Below are 19,103 nucleotides of genomic sequence, written 5' to 3' on the forward strand. Positions count from 1 at the left end.
TTGGCGGGGTGGTTGGTTTGTAGCGAAGGAATGAATGAAATGTGCCAATGGCGCTTACGGTGCAAGCGCTATTGTTATAAAAATGATAGCAAAATGGGCGCCCTGCAAAGGATTTTTTTACGCCTGTCGAGGGACGGTACGCGACGGTGCCGACCGCCTCCGACCGCCCGGGCTACACTCACGCCCATTCATGGCAGGCCGCTGTGGCGCGCCATGCCGTCCCCATATAGTGCCGGCGCGCGCAACACAGGCCCGTACTCAGACAATTCATGACGACAAACACAATTTCGGCCGTGGCTGAGCCATGGGGCGACAACGCTGCACTGCGCCCTCAGATCGGCGAGCTGCTGGTGCAGGCCGGCAAGCTCAGCGCGCGCGATCTGGACCGCGCGCTGTCTGCACAGCAAGAAATGGGCAGCATGCTTGGCCGGGTGCTCGTGCGCCTGGGGCTTGTATCGGATGCTGACGTGGCGCAGGCGCTGTCTGTTCAGCTGGGTATTCCTTTGGTACCGGCCGCTGGTTTTCCGGACCTGATGCCAGAGGTCGAAGGGCTGCTGCCCGAGTTTTTGCAGGCCAATTCCATCTATCCGCTGCGCTTGGTAAACGGCGAGTTGCACGTGGCCATGGCCGTGCCGCAGGACGCCTTCGTAGTCAAGGCCTTGCACTTGGCTACCGGCTGCGTCATCCGGCCGCACCTGGCGCTTGAAAGCGACATCGAAAAAGCCCTGGCGGAGCCGGTCGAAGAAGCCACTGATGATGAAGACGACGGCTTCGGCGATGGCTCTGACGGCGGCGACTTTGTTGAACACCTTAAAGACCTGGCCAGCGAGGCCCCTGTCATTCGCCTGGTCAACACCATCATTGGCCGCGTGATCGACCTGCGGGCCTCCGACATCCATCTGGAGCCGTTCGATGATGGCCTGCATGTGCGTTACCGCGTTGATGGTGTGATCCATCCTGGGGAGTTGGTCCCGCCGCGCCTGTCCGCCGCCGTCAACTCGCGAGTCAAGCTGCTGGCGCACCTGGACATTGCGGAGCGCCGCCTGCCGCAAGACGGGCGCATCAAGACCCGTGTCAAGGGGCGCGAACTGGACCTGCGGGTCTCCACCGTGCCCACCGTGCACGGTGAAAGCGTGGTCATGCGCGTGCTTGATCGTGCCAGTGTGCGTCTTGAGTTGGAAAAAATGGGGTTTGAGAAGGACACGCTGACGAGATTCAACGCCCTCTTGGCGCGTCCGCACGGCATCCTGCTGGTCACAGGGCCTACCGGCTCGGGCAAGACCACGACGCTGTATGCCGCGCTCGCCAAGATCGACGCCTCGGCTCAGAAAATCATCACCGTCGAAGACCCGGTGGAATACCAGCTCGAGGGTATCAACCAGATTCAGGTGCATCCGCAAATCAATCTGACCTTTGCGAATGCGCTGCGGTCCATCCTCCGGCAAGACCCCGACATCATCATGATTGGTGAAATGCGTGACGGAGAAACTGCGCAAATTGCTGTGCAGTCTGCGTTGACGGGCCATCTTGTGTTGTCTACGTTGCATACGAATACGGCGGCTGGCGCTGTGATCCGGATGCAGGACATGGGGGTCGAGAGCTATTTGATCACCTCGTCTGTCAATGGCGTGTTGGCACAACGCCTGGTTCGCACCTTGTGTTCTCATTGCAAGGAACCGTATGAGCCGGACGCGGAGGTGCTGGAGCGAACAGGTCTGCTGCGTTTTGCTGTGCCGGGAAAGCCCATCTATCGTGCGCGAGGGTGCGACCAATGTCGCGATACGGGTTATCGCGGACGCACGGGCATCCATGAGCTATTGACGCTCGATGAGCCGATGCGCCGCGCAATTATTGATGGCCTTGATGCCAATGCGCTGAATGCGCTTGCCGCACAAGGCGGCATGGTCAGCCTCCACGAAGATGGTTTGCGAAAGGTCGCGGCCGGAGTGACCACGCTGGATGAAATCGCTCGGGTGACCCAGGATCAATCCGATGCCTGATTACGTATGGCGCGCGATTTCGGCTGACGGAAAAGCCGTTGAGGGGCATTCGAGTGCAAACACTGAGTCTGCGGTACTGAAACAGTTGCGCGAGCAGGGTTTGACACCGCTTGAGATCAATGAGGGCGCCGCGAACGTGGCAGCGAAAGGGCCGGGGGCGAGAGGCCCTGTTGCTGCCATGCTGGCGAAGCCCAAGTCGCGGGTCGCCAAGGGCCCGGTTAAAACCTCCGATGTACTGGCTCTGACTTCTGAGTTGTCAATCATGCTGAGGGCCGGCTTGGCATTGGACAATGCTCTGCGTGTGCTTATCGACATGAGCTACAAACCCAGTGTTGCCAAGTTGCTGCAAGGTGTTTTAGATGCAGTCAAGGGCGGTACGCCTCTGAGCCGTGCGTTGACTGCGCATCGCGAACTGTTCGGCGATTTTTACATCAACATGATTCGCTCCGGTGAAGCCAGTGGCCAAATGTCCGCAGTGTTGGAGCGACTCGTTGAACATATGGAGCGCCAACGCGCTCTGCGCGAAAGTGTCGTCTCGGCCACTATCTATCCTGCCATTTTGCTCGGTGTGGCGGTGCTGTCTCTCGTGGCAATGCTGGGCTTTGTTGTCCCTCAGTTTGAGAAGCTCTTTACCGATATGGGGGATGCCTTGCCGCTCCCCACGCAATGGGTGATGGCATTGGGCCATGCATTCAAGAGCTACGGCTTGGTCATCGCGTTGGTGGCGTTTGGGGTCGGCTCGTTGCTCATGCGCTGGTTTCGTTCACCCCGCGGTCGGCAATGGTGGCAGGCGCAGCTGTTGAAGATGCCGTTGGTTGGCCGTCTTGCGCTCAAATACGAACTCACCCTTTTTTCCCGTTCGCTAGGAACTCTGTTGGGGAACGGCGTTCCTATGCTGACCGCTCTGCATATCGCAACCGAGACAGTGGGGAATACCGTGCTTCAGCAGGCCCTTGCGAGTGTGGCGCCCATTGTGAAAGAGGGGGGCAAGGTTGTGCAAGCCATTACCTCAACGGGAATTTTTGAACCCTTGGCCATCAATCTGATTCGTGTCGGAGAAGAGACGGGGCGTATTGGCCCCATGATGCTGGAACTCGCGCACATACTGAACCGCGAAGTGGAAATCGGCATCAAGCGGCTGCTCACGTTGGTGGAGCCGGTACTCATTTTGGTGCTGGGTGTTTTGATCGCCGCAATCATCGTGTCCATCCTTTTGGGGATCCTGTCTGTAAATGACTTGGCCGTATAATTTTTTTGATTCTGGAGGTAAGTCAATGTCCCAACACCGTGCTCGCGCAGATCGACGCCTGTCTCTGCCGGGCAATATATGCAACAAGGCCAAAGTTAAAGGTTTTACGCTCATCGAGCTGTTGGTGGTTTTGGCGATTCTCACCATGCTTGCGGGGTTGGTCGGGCCAAAAGTACTCAATTCTCTAGGAGGGGCCAAATCTAAAACTGCAGGCGTGCAGATTTCCGATCTTGATAAATCGCTGGAGTTGTTCAAGCTCGACGTGGGGCGTTACCCAAGCAACGAAGAAGGATTGGGCGCGTTGGTGACAAAGCCGCAATCCGCCAACGGCTGGAATGGCCCCTACCTAAAGGGGGGGCTGCCCGCTGATCCGTGGGGCAACCCATACCGTTACAACAATACACCCACCGGAGTCGAGATTCTGTCGCTCGGCTCAGACAATGCGGCGGGTGGTGAAGGTGAAGCGGCAGATGTACGCAACACCAAATAGCATTTAGTGCTCGCGTGACGTTCTTTCGGGCATCCGTGCCGGGGTGCATCGATAGAGGGCTACGCCGATGACGGGCCGTGTACGCCGCGTCAGCGGATTCACTCTGATCGAATTGTTGGTCGTTTTTGCCATCATGGCGCTGGTCGTGGGGCTGGTGCCCGTGGCTATGGACCGCATGCGGGAGAGTGCCCAATATCGAGACACCGTGCGTACTGCGTTGAGCCAGTTGAAGGCTGCTCGCGATCAAGCCGTCACCTCTGGGCGAGGCGCATATTTCGTCATTGATCTGCCTCAGCGCAGATATGGGCTTGACGCCAGCCCGTTGGTCGCAGTGCCTGAGTCGTTGCAAATGAAGGCTGTGGTGGCCGCACTAGAAGGCGAGCAATCCCACGGGCGACTGCTCATTCGGTTTCTACCGTCGGGCGGGTCGTCGGGCGGGAGTGTCGAAATCATTCGCAATACCGGAAGTGGCGTTCGATTGCGGGTGGATTGGTTGTCAGGACGCGTTACCCAAGAGGCCTTGTTGCCATGAGTTTGTGCGTTCGCCGTGCCAGACATGCACCGTGTTCCCGTCGCGGGAGGGCAGTGCGATCCGTTTCTGGTTTTACGCTCTTGGAGCTTCTGGTCGCTTTTTCTATCATGGCGCTCGCACTGGGCATGTTCTATCGCGCATTGGGGGGTAGTGTTAAGTCGATTGACCAAGTGCAACGCTATCAAGGTGCTGTTGTTCTGGCTCAATCGCTCCTGGCACTGAGAGATTCCGTACCCGCAGGTGGCTGGAACGAGGAGGGAAATAGCGCCGGTTACCACTGGGTAATCCAGTCTCAGCCGTATGGCACGGACGTGCAGGGGCCGAAAATACCGCCTCTTTATCAAATCTCCATTGCCATCCATTGGGGTGATGAGCGCGGGCAGGGGGGGCGAACGTTGGCGCTGAGTACCCTGAGGCCAGAGCGGAACCCCCCGCAAGGTATCAGGCCATGATGGATTCGTTTGGTGATATCCCAGGTGGCAGGTTCACGGCGACTGGTGCGTGCAATCGGCAACGCAGCGCAGGGTTCACATTGCTGGAGCTCCTTGTGGTCATGGCGCTGATGTCGTTGCTGGTTGTGGCGATGGCGTCTGCCCTGCGAACGACTTCGCAGGCGAGCGAACGCGTAGATCATGCGCTTGCTCGTTCTGATGACCTTCGAATCGTCTCGGGCTTTCTGCAGTCTTCGCTAAGTCGTATCTCGTTGCAAAAGAGAACCTACCCCTATGCAGAAGGCGGAAGTCAGTACTTTTTTGAGGGTGAAGAATCTCGGGTGACGTGGTTAGGGGTCATGCCTGCAGGGTATGCAACGGGGGGGCGCACCCTTATGCGGCTTCAGTTGGCCGCCTCGGGGCAGGGTGGGCAGTCCTTGGTCTTTCAATATTTGCCTTGGACGGACCCTTCTGCAGAACCGGACTGGGCGCAAGCCAGTACGAATGTGCTGCTCAATGGCGTCAATCAATGGCAAGTTATGTATCAGGATGCACGGGCGGAGCCTCCGACATGGACGACGCACTGGATGATTCCTGATCAAGTGCCCCAGCGTATCCGAATCACTTTGTACAGCGAACAGGACCGGCAACGCCCCTTGCCAGATTTTGTCATCGCATTACGCCCGTTGGTGGCTAGCGATCCTCGGGCGCGGGGACCCGTTTTTGGCGGTGATATCAAATGAGTCACCCCATTTTCCGCGCGATGAACGTCCCGATTTCGTCAACTTGCACACTGGGTGGTGAATGGCGTCGTTCCAGTGCACCATCAAACCACCGAGGAATGGCGCTGATTGCGGTGCTCTGGCTTGTGGCCGCGCTGAGCGTCATGGTCGCAAGCTTGTCTGCCGGTGTCCGTCAGGAGGCGAAAACGCTGGCTGACAGACGTGACCTGGTTGCGGCCCAGGCAGTGGGCGACGCGGTGTTGCAATTGATGCTGCAAAAGCTGCGCGCAGCAGATCGAGTTCCGGACCGTTGGACTCAGGCGAGCGTGACGTACGAAGGGCGAACCATGGTGGCGCAGATCACGCCCCTTACGGGCTTCATCGATCCCAATCGGGCCGACCTTGCATTGCTTACGCGCTTGCTTTTTGTTGCCGGAGGACTGGCGCCAAATGAAGCGGTAGCGCTTGCCCAAACTATTATCGATGCCCGGCAGCAACGTGACAGCAAAGGCGGATTGATGCGTTTTGAAGCACCAGAGGATCTCTTGAAAGTGCCTGGGCTTCACTATGACCTGTATGCTAGACTCGCGCCGCTTATCACGCTTGACGGACGCGGCTCCAGCAAAGTGAATGCGAATGCCGCTCCGGTTCCCGTACTGTTAGTGCTGGCCAATGGTGATAGGCGTGTGGTCGAAATGATCCATGCAAAGCGACTCAGCGGCGAGGCCGGCATTGACATGTCGGGTCTGGACGCCGGCCTGACGGACAATTCCTATTCAACGCGGGTCAACGTCACGGCATTTGTGCCGTTGGGTTCGGGTAAGTCTGTTTTGGTGTCTCGCAATGTCGACGTCATGACGCCAACGGCTGATGGCACCCCCTGGTCCACCTACAGTCTCTCTACCAGCATACAGGCCACGGCGTCTGAGAATTGAATATAGACACTCACATGCCTGTTTTTTCGTCTGATGCCCGGTTCCTCGGGATTGATTTGAGTACTGTGTTGCATGACACCCGCAAGGCTTGGGAGCGCGCTCAGCGGTGGCCATTGTTCGCCTGGCTGACGCCCTCGGTGCCCGTTCATTTGTTCCATGCCGATGGAAGTCAGTCCCATCGCCGCGGCGATCAGTCGTCTGAGACGGTGCAAAAAGGACCGGGTCGGCTGCAGAAGGTGGAATTCACTGCACTGGAGCTTCCGCCCGAGATGGTGCTGGTTCGTACCGTGCAATTGCCTGCCGCCATGGCGAGCAACGATATTGAAAATGCGCTGGCATTGCAGGCCCGCACATTCAGTCCATTTCCTCTCGGCGATATGGTGTGGATCGGTAAACAGATATCACCCGACAGCCTCTCGACATCGACACGACACGTGCTGGCATTGGCGTCGCGCAAGCAGGTTGATCAGTATTTAAATGATTGGCGTGTTCATCAGGGCCCGCAGGTCGCGACTCCCGAGCTCTGGGTTGCCGTCTCGCCGCAGGGCTACGCGGCGTTGCCTGGCTGGGGATTGGAGCGCCGTATGCAATCGACACGGCGAAAACGCAACCTTGGGTACGCGTTGTTATTGAGTGCACTGGCATTGTTGTTAGCGATTGCCGTGACACCGACGTTGAAGCTGCGCATGCGGGCGTTGCAAGCGGCAGGCGCCTATGAAGAGGTGGTAAAGCGCACAGCCCCCGTGGTTCGTGATCGCGAGCAGGTGGTGTTGGCATCGACCAAACTGAATGCGTTGTCCGATATTTTGAGTGAGCGTATTGACCCTTTGCGCGTCATCGACACACTCACGCAAGTCTTGCCTGATGATTCTGCGGTTCAGGTGCTGAATCTGTCAGGTGCAAAAGTGTCCTTGAATGGGCTGACCTCCGATACCGCTTCTTTGATGCAGAAGCTGGGCCAGCAACCGGGCATCCGTGAGGTGAAGGCACCTGCGGCGGCCACCCGCGTCAACAATTCGGCGATGGAAAATTTCAGCATCGAATTTATGGTGGATCCCCAGACTTATGGGGTATCTGATATGAGTCGCAAGCCCGCTGAATCGCCGCAGGCTACGGCGCCCGCTGCACCCGCCTCCGCGCCTGGTGCGCCTCTTGCTGGGGTGACCCCCGCCTCAGGAGGGCGTCCGTGAAACCTGTTCGTCTCTCGCGCGATGCCCTGTTCGTGGGGATCTCTATTTTGCTGGTCCTGCTGCCTTTGGTCGCGGGTGGCATCTATGTGTACAACAAGCATCGCTGGGCCAAAGGCTTGATGGCTCAATTGGAGCCCCGTTACGCACGGCTGGTGGGTCTTGAGCGCCAAAAGGAAGAACTCGATCAAGCCCGAAAACGCATTGGGCAGGCGCAGACCCAGTACGTCTACCCTGCAGCGATGGATGTCAGCCAGGCGGGCAATGCCGCGCAACAGCATGTGCGCGAAATCTTTGGCGCCGCAGGCATGCAGATCAGCAGTAGCCAGGTCTTGCAACCCAAGGATGACCGGGGCTATGACCGTATCGCACTCAAGGTTCAGGCCGATGGCGACTTGCTCGCTCTTCAAGGGGTTTTGACCGTTCTGGGGAGCCAGACACCAGCGATCATCATTGATGGGCTGCAAATCCAGCTGATAGGCGGGCTCAGTGCCGTCAATCCAAAAGTGGCTCCCAGGTTGACCACCCAATTTTCACTCAGTGTGCTGAAAGATCGCACATGAAGCGCATGAAGATACGTGCAGTGGGTGCACTCGCCGCAGTCAATCTTGCGTTGCTCTGCCTGATCGCGCTGATGTGGCTCAGGCCCGACGGCACGCCGCGCAACATTCATTGGCGTGCCCCGGAGCCATTGCGCGCCGATCTTGCGAACCTGGTCCCGCCTTTTATGCCCGACAAACAGGTCGATGCCAGTCGGTTTTTAGCCATGCTGGAGCGGCCCCTGTTCTCTATCACGCGCCGCCCGCCGCCCCCGCCACCGCCCGAGCAGCCCGCGCAGCCCCCCGACCACCTGAGCACTGCGCGCTTGACGGGTATCGTGCGAGGAGACAAAACCGGCTATGTCATTTTGCTGATCAACGGCAAACAGCACCGCATTCAGCAAAACCAGGGAGTCGAAGGGTGGACCCTGAAAAGCCTGGGTGATCGCCAGGCCACGTTCACGCGGGGTGATCAATCCCAGACGCTGAACATGCAGCGCGCTGACGTCAGCAAATACACCGGTCTAGCCCAGGCTGCACCGTCTGCACCGGCCGTGGCCCGTCCCGAGGCGGCGGCCCGCTCTACACCCGGCACAAACTCAGGTGGGGGCGAAAGCACAGCCGCTGCAGCTGCGGCCCCGCCAAAACCGCGGCCCACTCCCAGTTTTGGGCCTTGACTTCCACGAGCCCGGTGGTTCGTCAACCCGCAAGCAATCTTAGGCAATTGAAATAATGAATCTCACTCGCTTCGGCTATTCGTTGCTCGTCTGCGCTACCGTGCAGAGCGTGAGCGGTACATCGTGGGCCCAAGTCGCACCCAATACCACGACGCCCACAGCAAAACCTTTGGGTGAAGCAGCGGCAGGCGCATCGTCTGCGGTGAGTGGCGCCAAGCCTGCAGAAGAATCAACGCCACTGGGTTCACAGTCTGCGGAGCCTGAAAGCCGCCCCCGCATTATTCGTGGCAATGACCAGGTCATTGCACCTGCCCGCCCGGTGGCAACGCCTTCGGGCGCACCGCTCACGTTCAGCTTTGAAGACGCTCCTGTGGCAGATGTTGTGCGCACGGTGCTGGGCGATATCATGGGTGTGCCCTATGTGCTGCATCCCCCCATCGCAGGCACTGTCACCTTGGCCAGCCGCAACGCCATCTCGCCGGATCAAGCCGTATTCCTTCTCGAAAGTGCCCTGCAGGCGAATGGCTTGGCGATGGCGCGCGATGCGCGAGGCACCTACCACGTGGGGCGCGCCGACGCGTTGCGCAACGCGGGCTCCGACGTGCGTCAGGCCCGCCCGGGCACGCCCCTGTCCCCCGGCTTCGGGGCCATTGTCATTCCGCTTCAATATATCGGCGCTGGTGAAATGGCCGCCATTCTGCGGCCCATGGTGGCGCCAGATGCCATCCTTCGCGTTGACACGGTGCGCAACCTGCTCGTCATGAACGGAACCCGCACCCAGGCCGAAGGCTGGCTGGAGATGGTCAACACCTTTGATGTGGATTTGCTCAAAGGAATGTCGGTGGGCGTCTTCCCGCTCAAGTACGCCACCGTCGCCGAGGTAGAGAGTGCCCTGCAGCTGGTCGGCGGTGGGGGCGGTGCAGCTTCTACCGCTGGCGCGGCCGCCGCCAGGCCGGGGGCATCCGCCATTGCGGGCGCACAGACGGCGCAGCAAGGTGCGGGGGGCAGCATGGCCATGCTGGGTGAAGGCAACCCGTTGTATGGCGCGCTGCGTGTGATGCCCATCGCGCGCATCAACAGTATTTTGGTCGTAACTCCCCGCGCGGAATACCTTGAGCAAGCACGCCGCTGGATCGAAAAGCTCGACCTCCCCAGCAACGGGGGCAGTGGCGCGCAGTTGTTCATCTATCGCGTGCAAAACGGCAATGCGGCCCATTTGGCCAGCGTGCTCAATGGCATCTTTGGCGGCGTGGCCGCGCAACCCGCTGCCAACAGCGGCGTGGCGCCGGGGCTCAATTCCAACTATGGCAGCACAGGGGGAAGTTTTGGCAACAGTCAAAACGTCAATGCGTTTGGCAACAACAGCCTGAACCGGCAAAGCAGCTTTGGCAGCGCCGGGCGCACAGGAGCCACAGGCAGCTCCATGGGGCAGTTCGGCTCGGCATTTGGCAACACGGCCGCATCGGGGGCAAACAACCAAGGCCAGGCGGCACCGACGGTGGCCGCCATCGGCAATGTGCGTGTCATGGCAGACGAGCTCAACAACACGTTGCTGGTGTGGGGTTCGCGTGACGAGTTCTCCAAAATCGAATCCACGCTCAAAAGACTGGATCTGCCGCCCACTCAGGTGCTGATCGAAGCCTCCATCGTCGAGGTCACGCTCAATGACAGCCTCAATTTTGGGGTGGAATGGGCGCTGAGCGGCGCCACTGGCAAATACGATGGCGTGGGGCAGCTGTCCAGCAGCAAGAATAACAGCGGCAACACGGGTAACCTCGCCGTGGCCGCCGGGTCGGGGTTTACCTATGCCCTCACCAACTCCGTGGGCAAGGTGCGCGTGGTACTCAGTGCGCTGTCTGAAAAAACGGCAGTGAAGATGATCTCCAGCCCCTCGCTCATGGTGCTTGACAACCATACCGCCATGATGTCAGTGGGTAACCAGGTGCCCGTGGTGACTTCCACCACCAACTACATCGACAACGCCAATGCACAGACCAGCTCGGTGCAATATAAGGACACGGGCGTTAACCTGGCGGTGACGCCTTCGGTAAACGCTGGCAACCTTGTGACCATGCAGATCGACCAGACGGTCACCGACACCTCGGAGGGGGCGTCTGCGTCCACGCAGCCTACGTTCATGCAGCGGCAGATCAGCAGCAAGGTGGCTGTGCGGTCTGGCGAGACCATCGTGTTAGGGGGGCTGATCAAAGACAGCCAAACCAGTGGCAAGAGTGGCGTGCCCCTGTTGCAAGACATCCCCTTGGTGGGCAACCTCTTTGGCACCAACAAGCGTGGTGGCGACCGTACAGAGCTGCTGGTGATCATCACCCCGCGTGTGGTGCGCACCGACCCCGAAATCCGCGAAGTCAGTGAAGACCTCCGCGAGCGTCTCAAGGGCCTGAAGGTCTTGGAGCTGCGCCAGCCCGGCCCCGCTGACGCGCGTGTGCTGCCAGCGCAACCACCAGTTGCGCCCGGTATGTACTCCCCCCAGTAAATAAACGCAACATTGGTTGCCGGGGCTGTCGTTGGCGGTCCTGATTCATGGAACTGCATACTGCCCTGAGGATCGCAGTGACTGTTTCAACACCCTATACCCATTAGCAGGAGTAAAGACTTACATGACAAATCTTCGCAAACACAGCGCCCGCGCGGCACTGGCTATCACCGCATTCGCCGCGCTCGCCGGTTGTGCCTCTATGGGGCCTCAAACGCCTGAGCAGCAGGTCGAAAGCCGCGCTGCCACGTATTGGAAGGCCCGTGCCAGTGCAGACCCCAAAACGGCGTACGCCTTGCTGGCACCAGCCTATCGTGACCTGAAGAGCGAAAAAGACTTTGTCGGGCAATTTGGTGCAGGCGCAAACCTGCGCGACACCGGCGTTGCCAAGGTAACGTGCGAGGCGCCAGACCGCTGCACCGCCCGCATCAGCCTGACTGCGAAGCCTATGGTCCCAGGGTTGAACTTGCCAGTCGTCACGACGTATCTTGACGACACCTGGGTGCTGGAACAAGGCCAATGGTGGCGTTTTGAGGCGCCCTGAACGCGGTGCATGGCCGAATAGCAACACTTTACCGGGTAGCGATTTGTTTTGCGCTTTGATGCGATGAGTTTGTGTATATTCACTGGTCGCGATGGCTATCGGCGCGGCGCGGTACGGTAGATTGACAGGTTTTTGTTGCGCTGTAGCAACTGATTGATGGGCGAGTTGGCTTCTTGGCATGTTTTTCAAAGGGCTGTGCTAGGATTCCCGGGCGTAATCAATCGTGGTAGTTGCGCTTATTTTTTTAACTGGAGTTAAAGCATGAAAAAGAATGTATTGGCACTGAGCATTGCTGCCATGGTTGGTGGCTTTGCCGGTGTGGCCCAGGCGGACGTGTTCGCTCCTGGTGCAGCGGCTACTGGCGCTGTGTTGGGTACCAACGTTGCTGCTGAGCCAGGTGTTGCTGGTGCAGTCGCTGTAAACGCTACTGTGTTGGAAGTTAATTCCAACAACGTCGGTCACATGCTGGTGGTTCCTTACTACACGGCCCAAAACGGCAACATGTCCGTGATCCATCTGAGCAACACCGACCGTGCAAACGGCAAGGCTGTGAAGATTCGTTTCCGTGGCGCTGCCAACTCGGACGACGTCAAGGATTTCCAATTGTTCCTGTCGCCTGGCGACGTGTGGACTGGTGCTGTCTTGCAAGGCGCTGACGGCGCTGCTGTGTTGTACTCCGCAGACAAGAGCTGCACGGTGCCTGCCATCCCCGCTACGGGCACGGCTTTCGCCACTGCTCGTCTGAACGCAACGACCAATGTGAATGGCACGCGTGAAGGCTACGTTGAAATCTTCAACATGGCTGACATCCCGTCCGTCAAGTTGTACACCAGCACGCAAACCTCCAGCGGTACAGTGGCTGGTGCAGCTGGCACTGCCAACTCGGTGCTGTACACGGCTATCAAGCACGCCAGCGGCGTCGCTCCTTGCTCCGTGGCTGGCTCTGCTTCGCGCACGCTGCTGGACGAAATCGCTATGACCAACTACACCGCAGCTGCTCACGCAGCGTCGGTTGGTTTTGGCGCTGCCACCACGGGCCTGTCGGCTGACTGGTACATCCTGAACCTGGCGCAAACCACTGCATTCTCTGGCTCCGCAACCGCTATTGAAGCGCGTGTGGCTGCCGCTGGTGCCGCTGGTGCCGCCAACTACGTGCACTTCCCACAAACCGATGCTGGCTCTGGCGCATTCTTCGCCACGGCTAACAAGAGCGCTGACACCTACACGGCTGACCCATTGCTGCGTACGCTGGTGAATGACTTCGCCAAGGCTTCGGTGACGGGCCCTGTGGTGACGCCTTTGTTCATCGACCTGCCAGACATGTCGACGCCTTACCTGGCTGCTCAAGCTCCTGCTGGTGCTGCTGGTGATGCCAACCTGCCTAAGCTGCAAGCTGTTGCCCTGACTGCCGCTCTGTCGCGCACGTCGGTCTCCAACCAGTACGCTCTGGACACTGGCATTTCGGCTCAGACCGACTGGGTGTTCTCCATGCCTACCCGTCGTTACAGCGTTGCTGCTAACTACAAGGCTGCTACCACCTCTGCTGCCAACTACCGCCTGTACTCTGACCTGAGCGTTATTGCAACGGGCCCAGCTCTGCCAGTGGTGGCTGCTGCTACCCACGGTCTGGCTGACGAATGGTTCTACCCAGGCAACACGCAAGTGGACAGCCGTGGCAACATCTGCGTGAATGCAGACGCCATGCGCTTCTTCGACCGTGAAGAAACCACCACGGGCAATGCGCCAATCTTCTCGCCTGCTGTTGCTAGCCAACTGGCACTGTGCGGTGAGACCAGCGTGCTGTCGTTCTCTTCGGGCAAGGTGCTGGGCTCCAGCAGCGATCTGACCGCTACCACGATGGCTTCGCCTTACGTGAACGGCTGGACGCTGGTGTCTACTGCCAATGCCTTCGTTGGTGCGAACAACACGAATGCGTTCACTGGCGGCCTGCCAATCCTGGGCGATGCGTTCATCAAGATGAAGAACGACTCGGCTGCCCAAGGCTTCGCCAGCACGTTCGGCCTGACCTGGGGTCACCGTTACGGCCGTTAATTCGGCGGTTGAACTTTTCGCTGCAAAGCGAAATCCAAAAAAAGGCGGGGCAACCCGCCTTTTTTTTTGCATGGTGCGCTGCCATTGTTTATGCGCGCCTCACCTTTTTTTAAGATTCCCTACCTATGCGTAAAACTGGTCAAAGTGTTCTGAATCGTGCTTCAAAAACCATGACGTCACCTGGCGTGTGGCGGCAACAATGGGCGGCTGTTCTGTTGGCCCCTTGTCTTGTGTTTGCGGCACAGGCTGCCGAGCCCGTATTGGCAAAGGGTTCTGTCAAAGGCGCAGGCGATGTGCAGATCACGGCAGCCGATGTGACCGCAGACGTGCAGCGTATTCCACCTGAAGTGCGCCCCCAGGTGCTGACCCAGCCCAAGACAATGAACTTGCTGGTCACTAATTTGTATACCCGCCGTGCATTGGCCCAGCGCGCGCAGGCCGAGGGGCTTGCTCAGACCCCCGAGGTGGCCGCGGCCCTGGCATTGGCGCGCGATAAGGTGTTGTCCGACGCTCTGTTGGTGCAGGTCGACAAATCGAACACTCCGGCTGACGCCAAGCTGGAAGCCATGGCGAAAACCATCTACCAGGCACAATCGGCTGAGTTTGTGCAGCCCGAACAGGTGCAGGTGCGTCATATCCTGATCGCATCCACTGACAAAGATACGGACGCTGCCGCCAAGGCCAAGGCAGAAGATTTGCTCAAGCAGATTCGCGCCGGTGGTGATTTTGCAGCTTTGGCCAAAGCGCACTCGGCAGACCCTGGCAGTGCCGCCAATGGCGGTGATTTAGGTTTCTTCGCCTCGGGCCGCATGGTGCCTGAATTTGATCTTGCCGCCTTCGCGTTGCAAAAGCCCGGTGATGTGAGCGATCTGGTCAAGACCCAGTTTGGATATCACCTGCTGCAACTGGTTGCTCGCAAGCCCAAGGGCCAACAGCCGTTTGATGACGTTAAGCCCGCATTGATGGCCAAAGTACGCCAGTCCGAGCAGCAAAAGGGCCGCAATGAACTCGCCAAGTCTCTCGAAGAGACGGTGAAGCTCGACGATGCCGCCATCAAGGCCACCGTCGACAAGCTGGTAGCACCCGCGAATCCTACAAGCGCGACCCCCACCAAGCCTTGATGTCATAAACCGGCCAGAAGAGCGCGCGTCCAAGCCGTGCATCATGCTGGCTTTGCTCTATGTAGCGGTGCATTCTGGTAGCTGAGCCCGTGAGTTTTGCCAGAAACGTGGTAGTTTCATCGGTTTGGTTTTGATGAGGGCGGGCCCATGGCGCCATGGGCTCGCAACAATAAAAAATGCTGCATGCGTTTAGCAACGAACTGCGCGCTGTTTGGAGTGCCCGTTCCTTAGTGTGGGTGCTGACGCGCCGTGAGGTCGCAGCCCGCCATGCGGGCACCGCCGCAGGCATTGTGTGGCCCTATCTGCAACCACTGCTCACGGTGGCGGCCTACTATCTCGTGTTTGACGTGGTGTTTGCCATGCGCCTCGGCGAGGGGGCGCCCACCCATGCGGTGGGTACGTTTCTGATTGTGGGAGCGCTGCCGTGGATGGCATTCTGCGACGGACTTTCGCGCGGTATGAACAGCCTGCTGGAAGCCGGGGGCTTGTTGCACAAAAACCCCCTGCCGCCGGTGCTGTTTGTGGTGCGCTCCGTCCTTGCCAGCGCGGTGGTCTTTGCCCCGCTGCTGCTGCTGGTGGCGCTGGCTTACACGCCGTTGCACCAGTTTGCGTTGCCCGTGGTGTCGCTGCCGTTGCTGGCGCTGCTGCAGTGGGTGATCTGCATGTTGCTGGCTTACGTGTTGGCCATTTTGGCGGCTGCACTCCGCGACACGGTGCAGATGGTCGGGTTTCTGCTCTCCGTGGGTATTTATCTGTCGCCTGTGCTGTTTCCCATCACGCTGTTCCCTGAGCGGTGGCGGTGGGTTTTATGGCTCAACCCCATCACGGCGCCGGTACAAGGCTATCAGCAAATTTTGCTGCAGGGGGCCTGGCCGTCTGCTAGTGTGTGGTGGGTTTCCATGGCGTGGTGTGCCTTGCTCGTGTTTGTGCTCAATACGTTGATTGAGCGAAGCCGCGATCAATTGGTGGACTGGTTATGAGTGCATCCCACGCTGCCCCAGCGGCGAACATTGCCATGCCCGGTGCTGTGCTTCGGGTGCAGGATGTTTGCAAGGAGTACAAGCTCTATCCGTCGCCAAGAACCCGCCTCAAGGCCCTGCTGACGGGGCGGGCCACGCACCAGAGCCACTGGGCGCTGCGCGACGTATCGTTTGTGCTGCAACGCGGCGAATGTATTGGCGTGATTGGTGACAACGGGGCGGGTAAAAGCACGTTGCTCAAGCTTCTGGCCGGTACGCTGCAGCCCAGCCAGGGCCGCATCGACCGGGTGGGTCGGGTAACGGCGATTCTGGAGCTCGGGGCGGGGTTTCACCCCGATTTCAGTGGCCGCGACAACCTCTATTTTGCGGGGAGCCTGATCGGCATCGACCGCGAGGAGATGCTGCGACTGGAGCCAGACATCATTGCGTTCTGCGAGTTGGGTGAGGCGTTGGACCGCCCTGTCAAAACCTACTCGTCGGGTATGACCGTGCGTTTGGCGTTTGCGCTGGTCACTGCCATCCAGCCCGACCTGCTCATCATTGATGAAGCACTCGCAGTGGGTGACCAGAATTTCCAAAAAAAATGTGTGGAGCGCATCACGGCGTTCCGCAACAACGGCTGCACCATTCTCTTTTGCTCTCACAGCCCCTATCACATTCGCCACCTTTGCGACCGCGCTCTGTGGCTTAAAGGTGGGAAAGTGGAGCAGTTCGGTGAAACCGAGGCGGTGTTAGCAGCCTACGACGTGCACACGCGGCTGCGGGACGCCGCTGCAAAAGCAATCACGGGCCAGGCGTTGCCAGAGGCCGTAAAAGAAGAGGTCGCTCCGCCGCAGTTGCCCCACGGCCGCCAGGGTGCGGTAGAGGGCGGCAGCGCTTGTCTTCTGAGCGTGGAGGTCGCCAATCTTGGCGATGCACAGGAGGGGGACCAGCCGCGCCTGCTGAACGGGCAGGATCTTGTCGTGACCATCACTGCCCGTGGGCGGGGCCAGGAGCGTCCTCACATTGGCTTCATGATCGAGCAGTCGAAAGGTGTGGGGATCACTTCGTTGGCCACCCACGAGGATGGAGCCGCGCCCGTCTTGCTACCAGACGGTACCTGGCGTTCCGTTCTGAGTTTTCCAGATCTGCCACTGCACAGTGGTGACTACGTGATCAGCGCGTTTCTGTTTGACGAGACCGGTCTGGCTGTTTACGACGAGTGGTTCCAATTCTTGCATTTTCGTTTCATTTTCCCCAAACCTTTGCCGGGGTTGGTTCGCCTGCCACACCACTGGAGCTGAGGCGCTGTAGCCGCCGCGCGCGCCAGCGGCGCCGTTGCGAGCGCACGAGATAATCCATAGCCATATGACAACGATATCCAATGAAACCAGCCTGGGCCAACGTTTACTGGCTGAGGGGCAAGAGCTGCTCTCTCAAGGCAATCGAACAGGCGCCGCCCAGGTGCTGGCAAGAGCGAGAGATGAGCGTGACGCCCTTCTGGCCGCGCATGCACTCATCGAAAAGCATGACTTGGTGGGCTCATTTTCCAATGTGATGGGGCTCGACTGCACAATCTCCGCGCAGGACGATATTTTTGGATTCTTTGCAGGTCACCACTCGAGCCGCAATCCCTTGCGCGATTACCTTGCCGATGGCTGGCGCACTCTTTCGGAGCTGATGATCCTTCTGGAGGCCGTGGACCAGCCCTTGCTCAAGACGCCTAGCGTTCTGGAGTTTGCAAGCGGGCACGGCCGCTTTACCCGGCATCTCGTCAAAGCATTGAGCGCTCAGCGGGTGGTGGTGTCGGATGTGGTCCCGAGCGCTGTGGAGTTCTCACGCAGCACGTTTGGCGTAGACGGTTTTCCGTCTGCCAGCGTGCCTGAAAAAGTGGAATGGCCTGCGCGCTACGAACTGGTGTTCGTTCTTTCACTTTTCAGCCACCTGCCGCGCTCCACCTGGTCGCGCTGGCTCAAGGTGTTGTACGAGGCGGTGGCCCCTGGCGGTCTGCTGGTTTTCAGCACCCACGGCATCAAGGCCGCGAATTTCGACCACGTGACACTGGACGATGAAGGCTACTTCTTTGCGGCATCCAGCGAATCCACAGCGATCGATGAGCAAGAGTACGGAACCACATTCACGTCTGAAGCGTTTGTTTTGGCACGTATTGCCGAAACGGTTGGCGCCGACAAACTCGTTCACAAAATGCCGGTGCACTTCTGGAACCACCAGGACGCTTATGTGCTGCGCAAGTCCTGACGCTACCTTGGCCCGGTCGCCCAGGGCACCTTTTCGGAAGGCAGGTCCGCAATGAAATGGATGCTCAAGCTTCAGGAGCGGATTTCAGGATTGGCGCCCTGGGATGCACAGAAGATCACCGACGAATGGTTCCGCGCACACTTCGAATACGCCGCAGATGTGGTTCATCAGTGGATGGACGGGGTGCTGGACATGCGGACCGCCAGGTTCCTGAACTTTGGCTGTGGCGACGGTATCACCGATCTGTCTCTTGTTTTGCGCCATGGCGCAACGGCCATCCATGGCGTGGACATCCGCCGCGAATATGCCAAGCTGCCTCGCATTGCGCGCGAGCAATTGGGCATGGCGCGCCTTCCGTCGGCATTGACGTTTGAGACCATCCGGCCGGGTGCTTCATTGGCGGGCAAACGCGCGCTGGTGGATGGCATCATGAGTTGGTCCACTTTTGAGCACGTGCAGCGTGACCAGCTTGCCCCCATCCTGGCCGACCTGCATGCCTGTTTGCGGCCGGGGGGCTATTTCTTCCTCCAGATCGAACCACTGTTCTATTCGCCTTATGGTTCGCACTTGCGCCGCTATGACGAAGTGCCCTGGCACCACCTGCTTGCCAGCGAAGACGAACTCTGGCAGGTCATCCAGAACCACGATGGCCCCATCGATGCCGCTGAAGTGGATTTCGGCTTTGCCGATTTCGGGGTCGATGGATACAAGCGCTTTGTGTTCAAGGAGTACCAGGCACTTAACCGCCTGACGGCGGATGAGCTTGTTGCGTTTGCGCAAGAGGCAGGCTTTCGCCTGGAGAGGCAAGAGCGGCGCAATGTGGAGAGAGAGATACCGGCGCTTCTGCTCGAGAGCTACCCGCGCGAGTGGGTGCTCAACAACGAGATTATGCTGTTGCTGCGCAAGGAGTGA

Annotated in this window: 18 protein-coding genes; all 18 read left to right on the forward strand. The window is 59.1% G+C overall.

The genetic code is table 11. The annotated features are described in order from the left end of the window. The first annotated feature begins 269 nt into the window (after window positions 1-269). The 18 genes from gspE (at window position 270) to KI609_RS03410 (ending at window position 19,103) form a co-directional block, all read left to right on the forward strand. Window positions 270-2,000, forward strand: a complete 1,731-nt coding sequence (gene gspE / locus KI609_RS03325; protein ID WP_226447090.1) for a type II secretion system ATPase GspE — start codon at window positions 270-272, stop codon at window positions 1,998-2,000. Next, entirely contained in the window at window positions 1,993-3,249 is a 1,257-nt protein-coding gene (locus KI609_RS03330) for a type II secretion system F family protein (RefSeq protein ID WP_226447092.1), read from the forward strand. Before gspE ends, KI609_RS03330 begins: the two co-directional genes overlap by 8 nt. A 25-nt stretch (window positions 3,250-3,274) precedes the next feature. After that, on the forward strand, window positions 3,275-3,739 hold the full coding sequence (gspG, locus tag KI609_RS03335; RefSeq protein ID WP_226447095.1) for a type II secretion system major pseudopilin GspG: 465 nt from the start codon (window positions 3,275-3,277) through the stop codon (window positions 3,737-3,739). Window positions 3,740-3,806: 67 nt separating this feature from the next. Beyond that, window positions 3,807-4,271, forward strand: coding sequence for a Tfp pilus assembly protein FimT/FimU (locus tag KI609_RS03340; RefSeq protein WP_226447097.1), 465 nt, complete (start codon window positions 3,807-3,809; stop codon window positions 4,269-4,271). Continuing rightward, window positions 4,268-4,723 (forward strand): type II secretion system protein J, encoded by a 456-nt coding sequence (locus KI609_RS03345; protein ID WP_226447103.1) that lies wholly within the window; start codon window positions 4,268-4,270, stop codon window positions 4,721-4,723. Before KI609_RS03340 ends, KI609_RS03345 begins: the two co-directional genes overlap by 4 nt. Further along, window positions 4,720-5,445, forward strand: coding sequence for a prepilin-type N-terminal cleavage/methylation domain-containing protein (locus KI609_RS03350; RefSeq protein ID WP_226447104.1), 726 nt, complete (start codon window positions 4,720-4,722; stop codon window positions 5,443-5,445). The genes KI609_RS03345 and KI609_RS03350 overlap by 4 nt, the downstream gene beginning before the upstream one ends. Beyond that, complete coding sequence (locus tag KI609_RS03355; protein ID WP_226447105.1) at window positions 5,442-6,359, forward strand: general secretion pathway protein GspK; 918 nt, start codon at window positions 5,442-5,444, stop codon at window positions 6,357-6,359. The genes KI609_RS03350 and KI609_RS03355 overlap by 4 nt, the downstream gene beginning before the upstream one ends. A 14-nt stretch (window positions 6,360-6,373) precedes the next feature. Beyond that, the gene (locus KI609_RS03360; protein ID WP_226447106.1) at window positions 6,374-7,549 is read left to right on the forward strand and encodes a PilN domain-containing protein; all 1,176 of its coding nucleotides are present in this window, start codon (window positions 6,374-6,376) and stop codon (window positions 7,547-7,549) included. Then, window positions 7,546-8,109: a type II secretion system protein GspM gene (gene gspM / locus KI609_RS03365; RefSeq protein ID WP_226447108.1), complete on the forward strand. Its 564-nt coding sequence runs from the start codon at window positions 7,546-7,548 to the stop codon at window positions 8,107-8,109. Before KI609_RS03360 ends, gspM begins: the two co-directional genes overlap by 4 nt. A gap of 5 nt (window positions 8,110-8,114) precedes the next feature. Continuing rightward, a complete protein-coding gene (locus KI609_RS03370) occupies window positions 8,115-8,762 on the forward strand; it encodes a hypothetical protein (protein WP_226447110.1) in 648 nt (215 codons plus the stop codon). Between the two features lie 55 nt (window positions 8,763-8,817). Further along, window positions 8,818-11,256 (forward strand): type II secretion system secretin GspD, encoded by a 2,439-nt coding sequence (gspD, locus tag KI609_RS03375; RefSeq protein WP_226447118.1) that lies wholly within the window; start codon window positions 8,818-8,820, stop codon window positions 11,254-11,256. A gap of 124 nt (window positions 11,257-11,380) precedes the next feature. Then, window positions 11,381-11,800, forward strand: coding sequence for a hypothetical protein (locus tag KI609_RS03380; protein ID WP_226447120.1), 420 nt, complete (start codon window positions 11,381-11,383; stop codon window positions 11,798-11,800). A gap of 261 nt (window positions 11,801-12,061) precedes the next feature. Beyond that, window positions 12,062-13,852, forward strand: a complete 1,791-nt coding sequence (locus KI609_RS03385) for a cell surface protein (RefSeq protein ID WP_226447122.1) — start codon at window positions 12,062-12,064, stop codon at window positions 13,850-13,852. Between the two features lie 170 nt (window positions 13,853-14,022). After that, window positions 14,023-14,973, forward strand: coding sequence for a peptidylprolyl isomerase (locus tag KI609_RS03390; protein ID WP_226447124.1), 951 nt, complete (start codon window positions 14,023-14,025; stop codon window positions 14,971-14,973). Window positions 14,974-15,149: 176 nt separating this feature from the next. Continuing rightward, a complete protein-coding gene (locus KI609_RS03395) occupies window positions 15,150-15,953 on the forward strand; it encodes an ABC transporter permease (RefSeq protein ID WP_226447126.1) in 804 nt (267 codons plus the stop codon). A 35-nt stretch (window positions 15,954-15,988) separates the two neighbouring features. Next, the gene (locus KI609_RS03400) at window positions 15,989-17,236 is read left to right on the forward strand and encodes an ABC transporter ATP-binding protein (RefSeq protein WP_413463413.1); all 1,248 of its coding nucleotides are present in this window, start codon (window positions 15,989-15,991) and stop codon (window positions 17,234-17,236) included. A gap of 64 nt (window positions 17,237-17,300) precedes the next feature. Next, complete coding sequence (locus tag KI609_RS03405) at window positions 17,301-18,191, forward strand: class I SAM-dependent methyltransferase (protein WP_226447131.1); 891 nt, start codon at window positions 17,301-17,303, stop codon at window positions 18,189-18,191. A gap of 51 nt (window positions 18,192-18,242) precedes the next feature. After that, window positions 18,243-19,103, forward strand: a complete 861-nt coding sequence (locus KI609_RS03410; RefSeq protein ID WP_226447133.1) for an SAM-dependent methyltransferase — start codon at window positions 18,243-18,245, stop codon at window positions 19,101-19,103.

Source organism: Acidovorax radicis, from assembly GCF_020510705.1.
In the GTDB taxonomy this organism is placed as follows: domain Bacteria; phylum Pseudomonadota; class Gammaproteobacteria; order Burkholderiales; family Burkholderiaceae_C; genus Acidovorax; species Acidovorax radicis_A.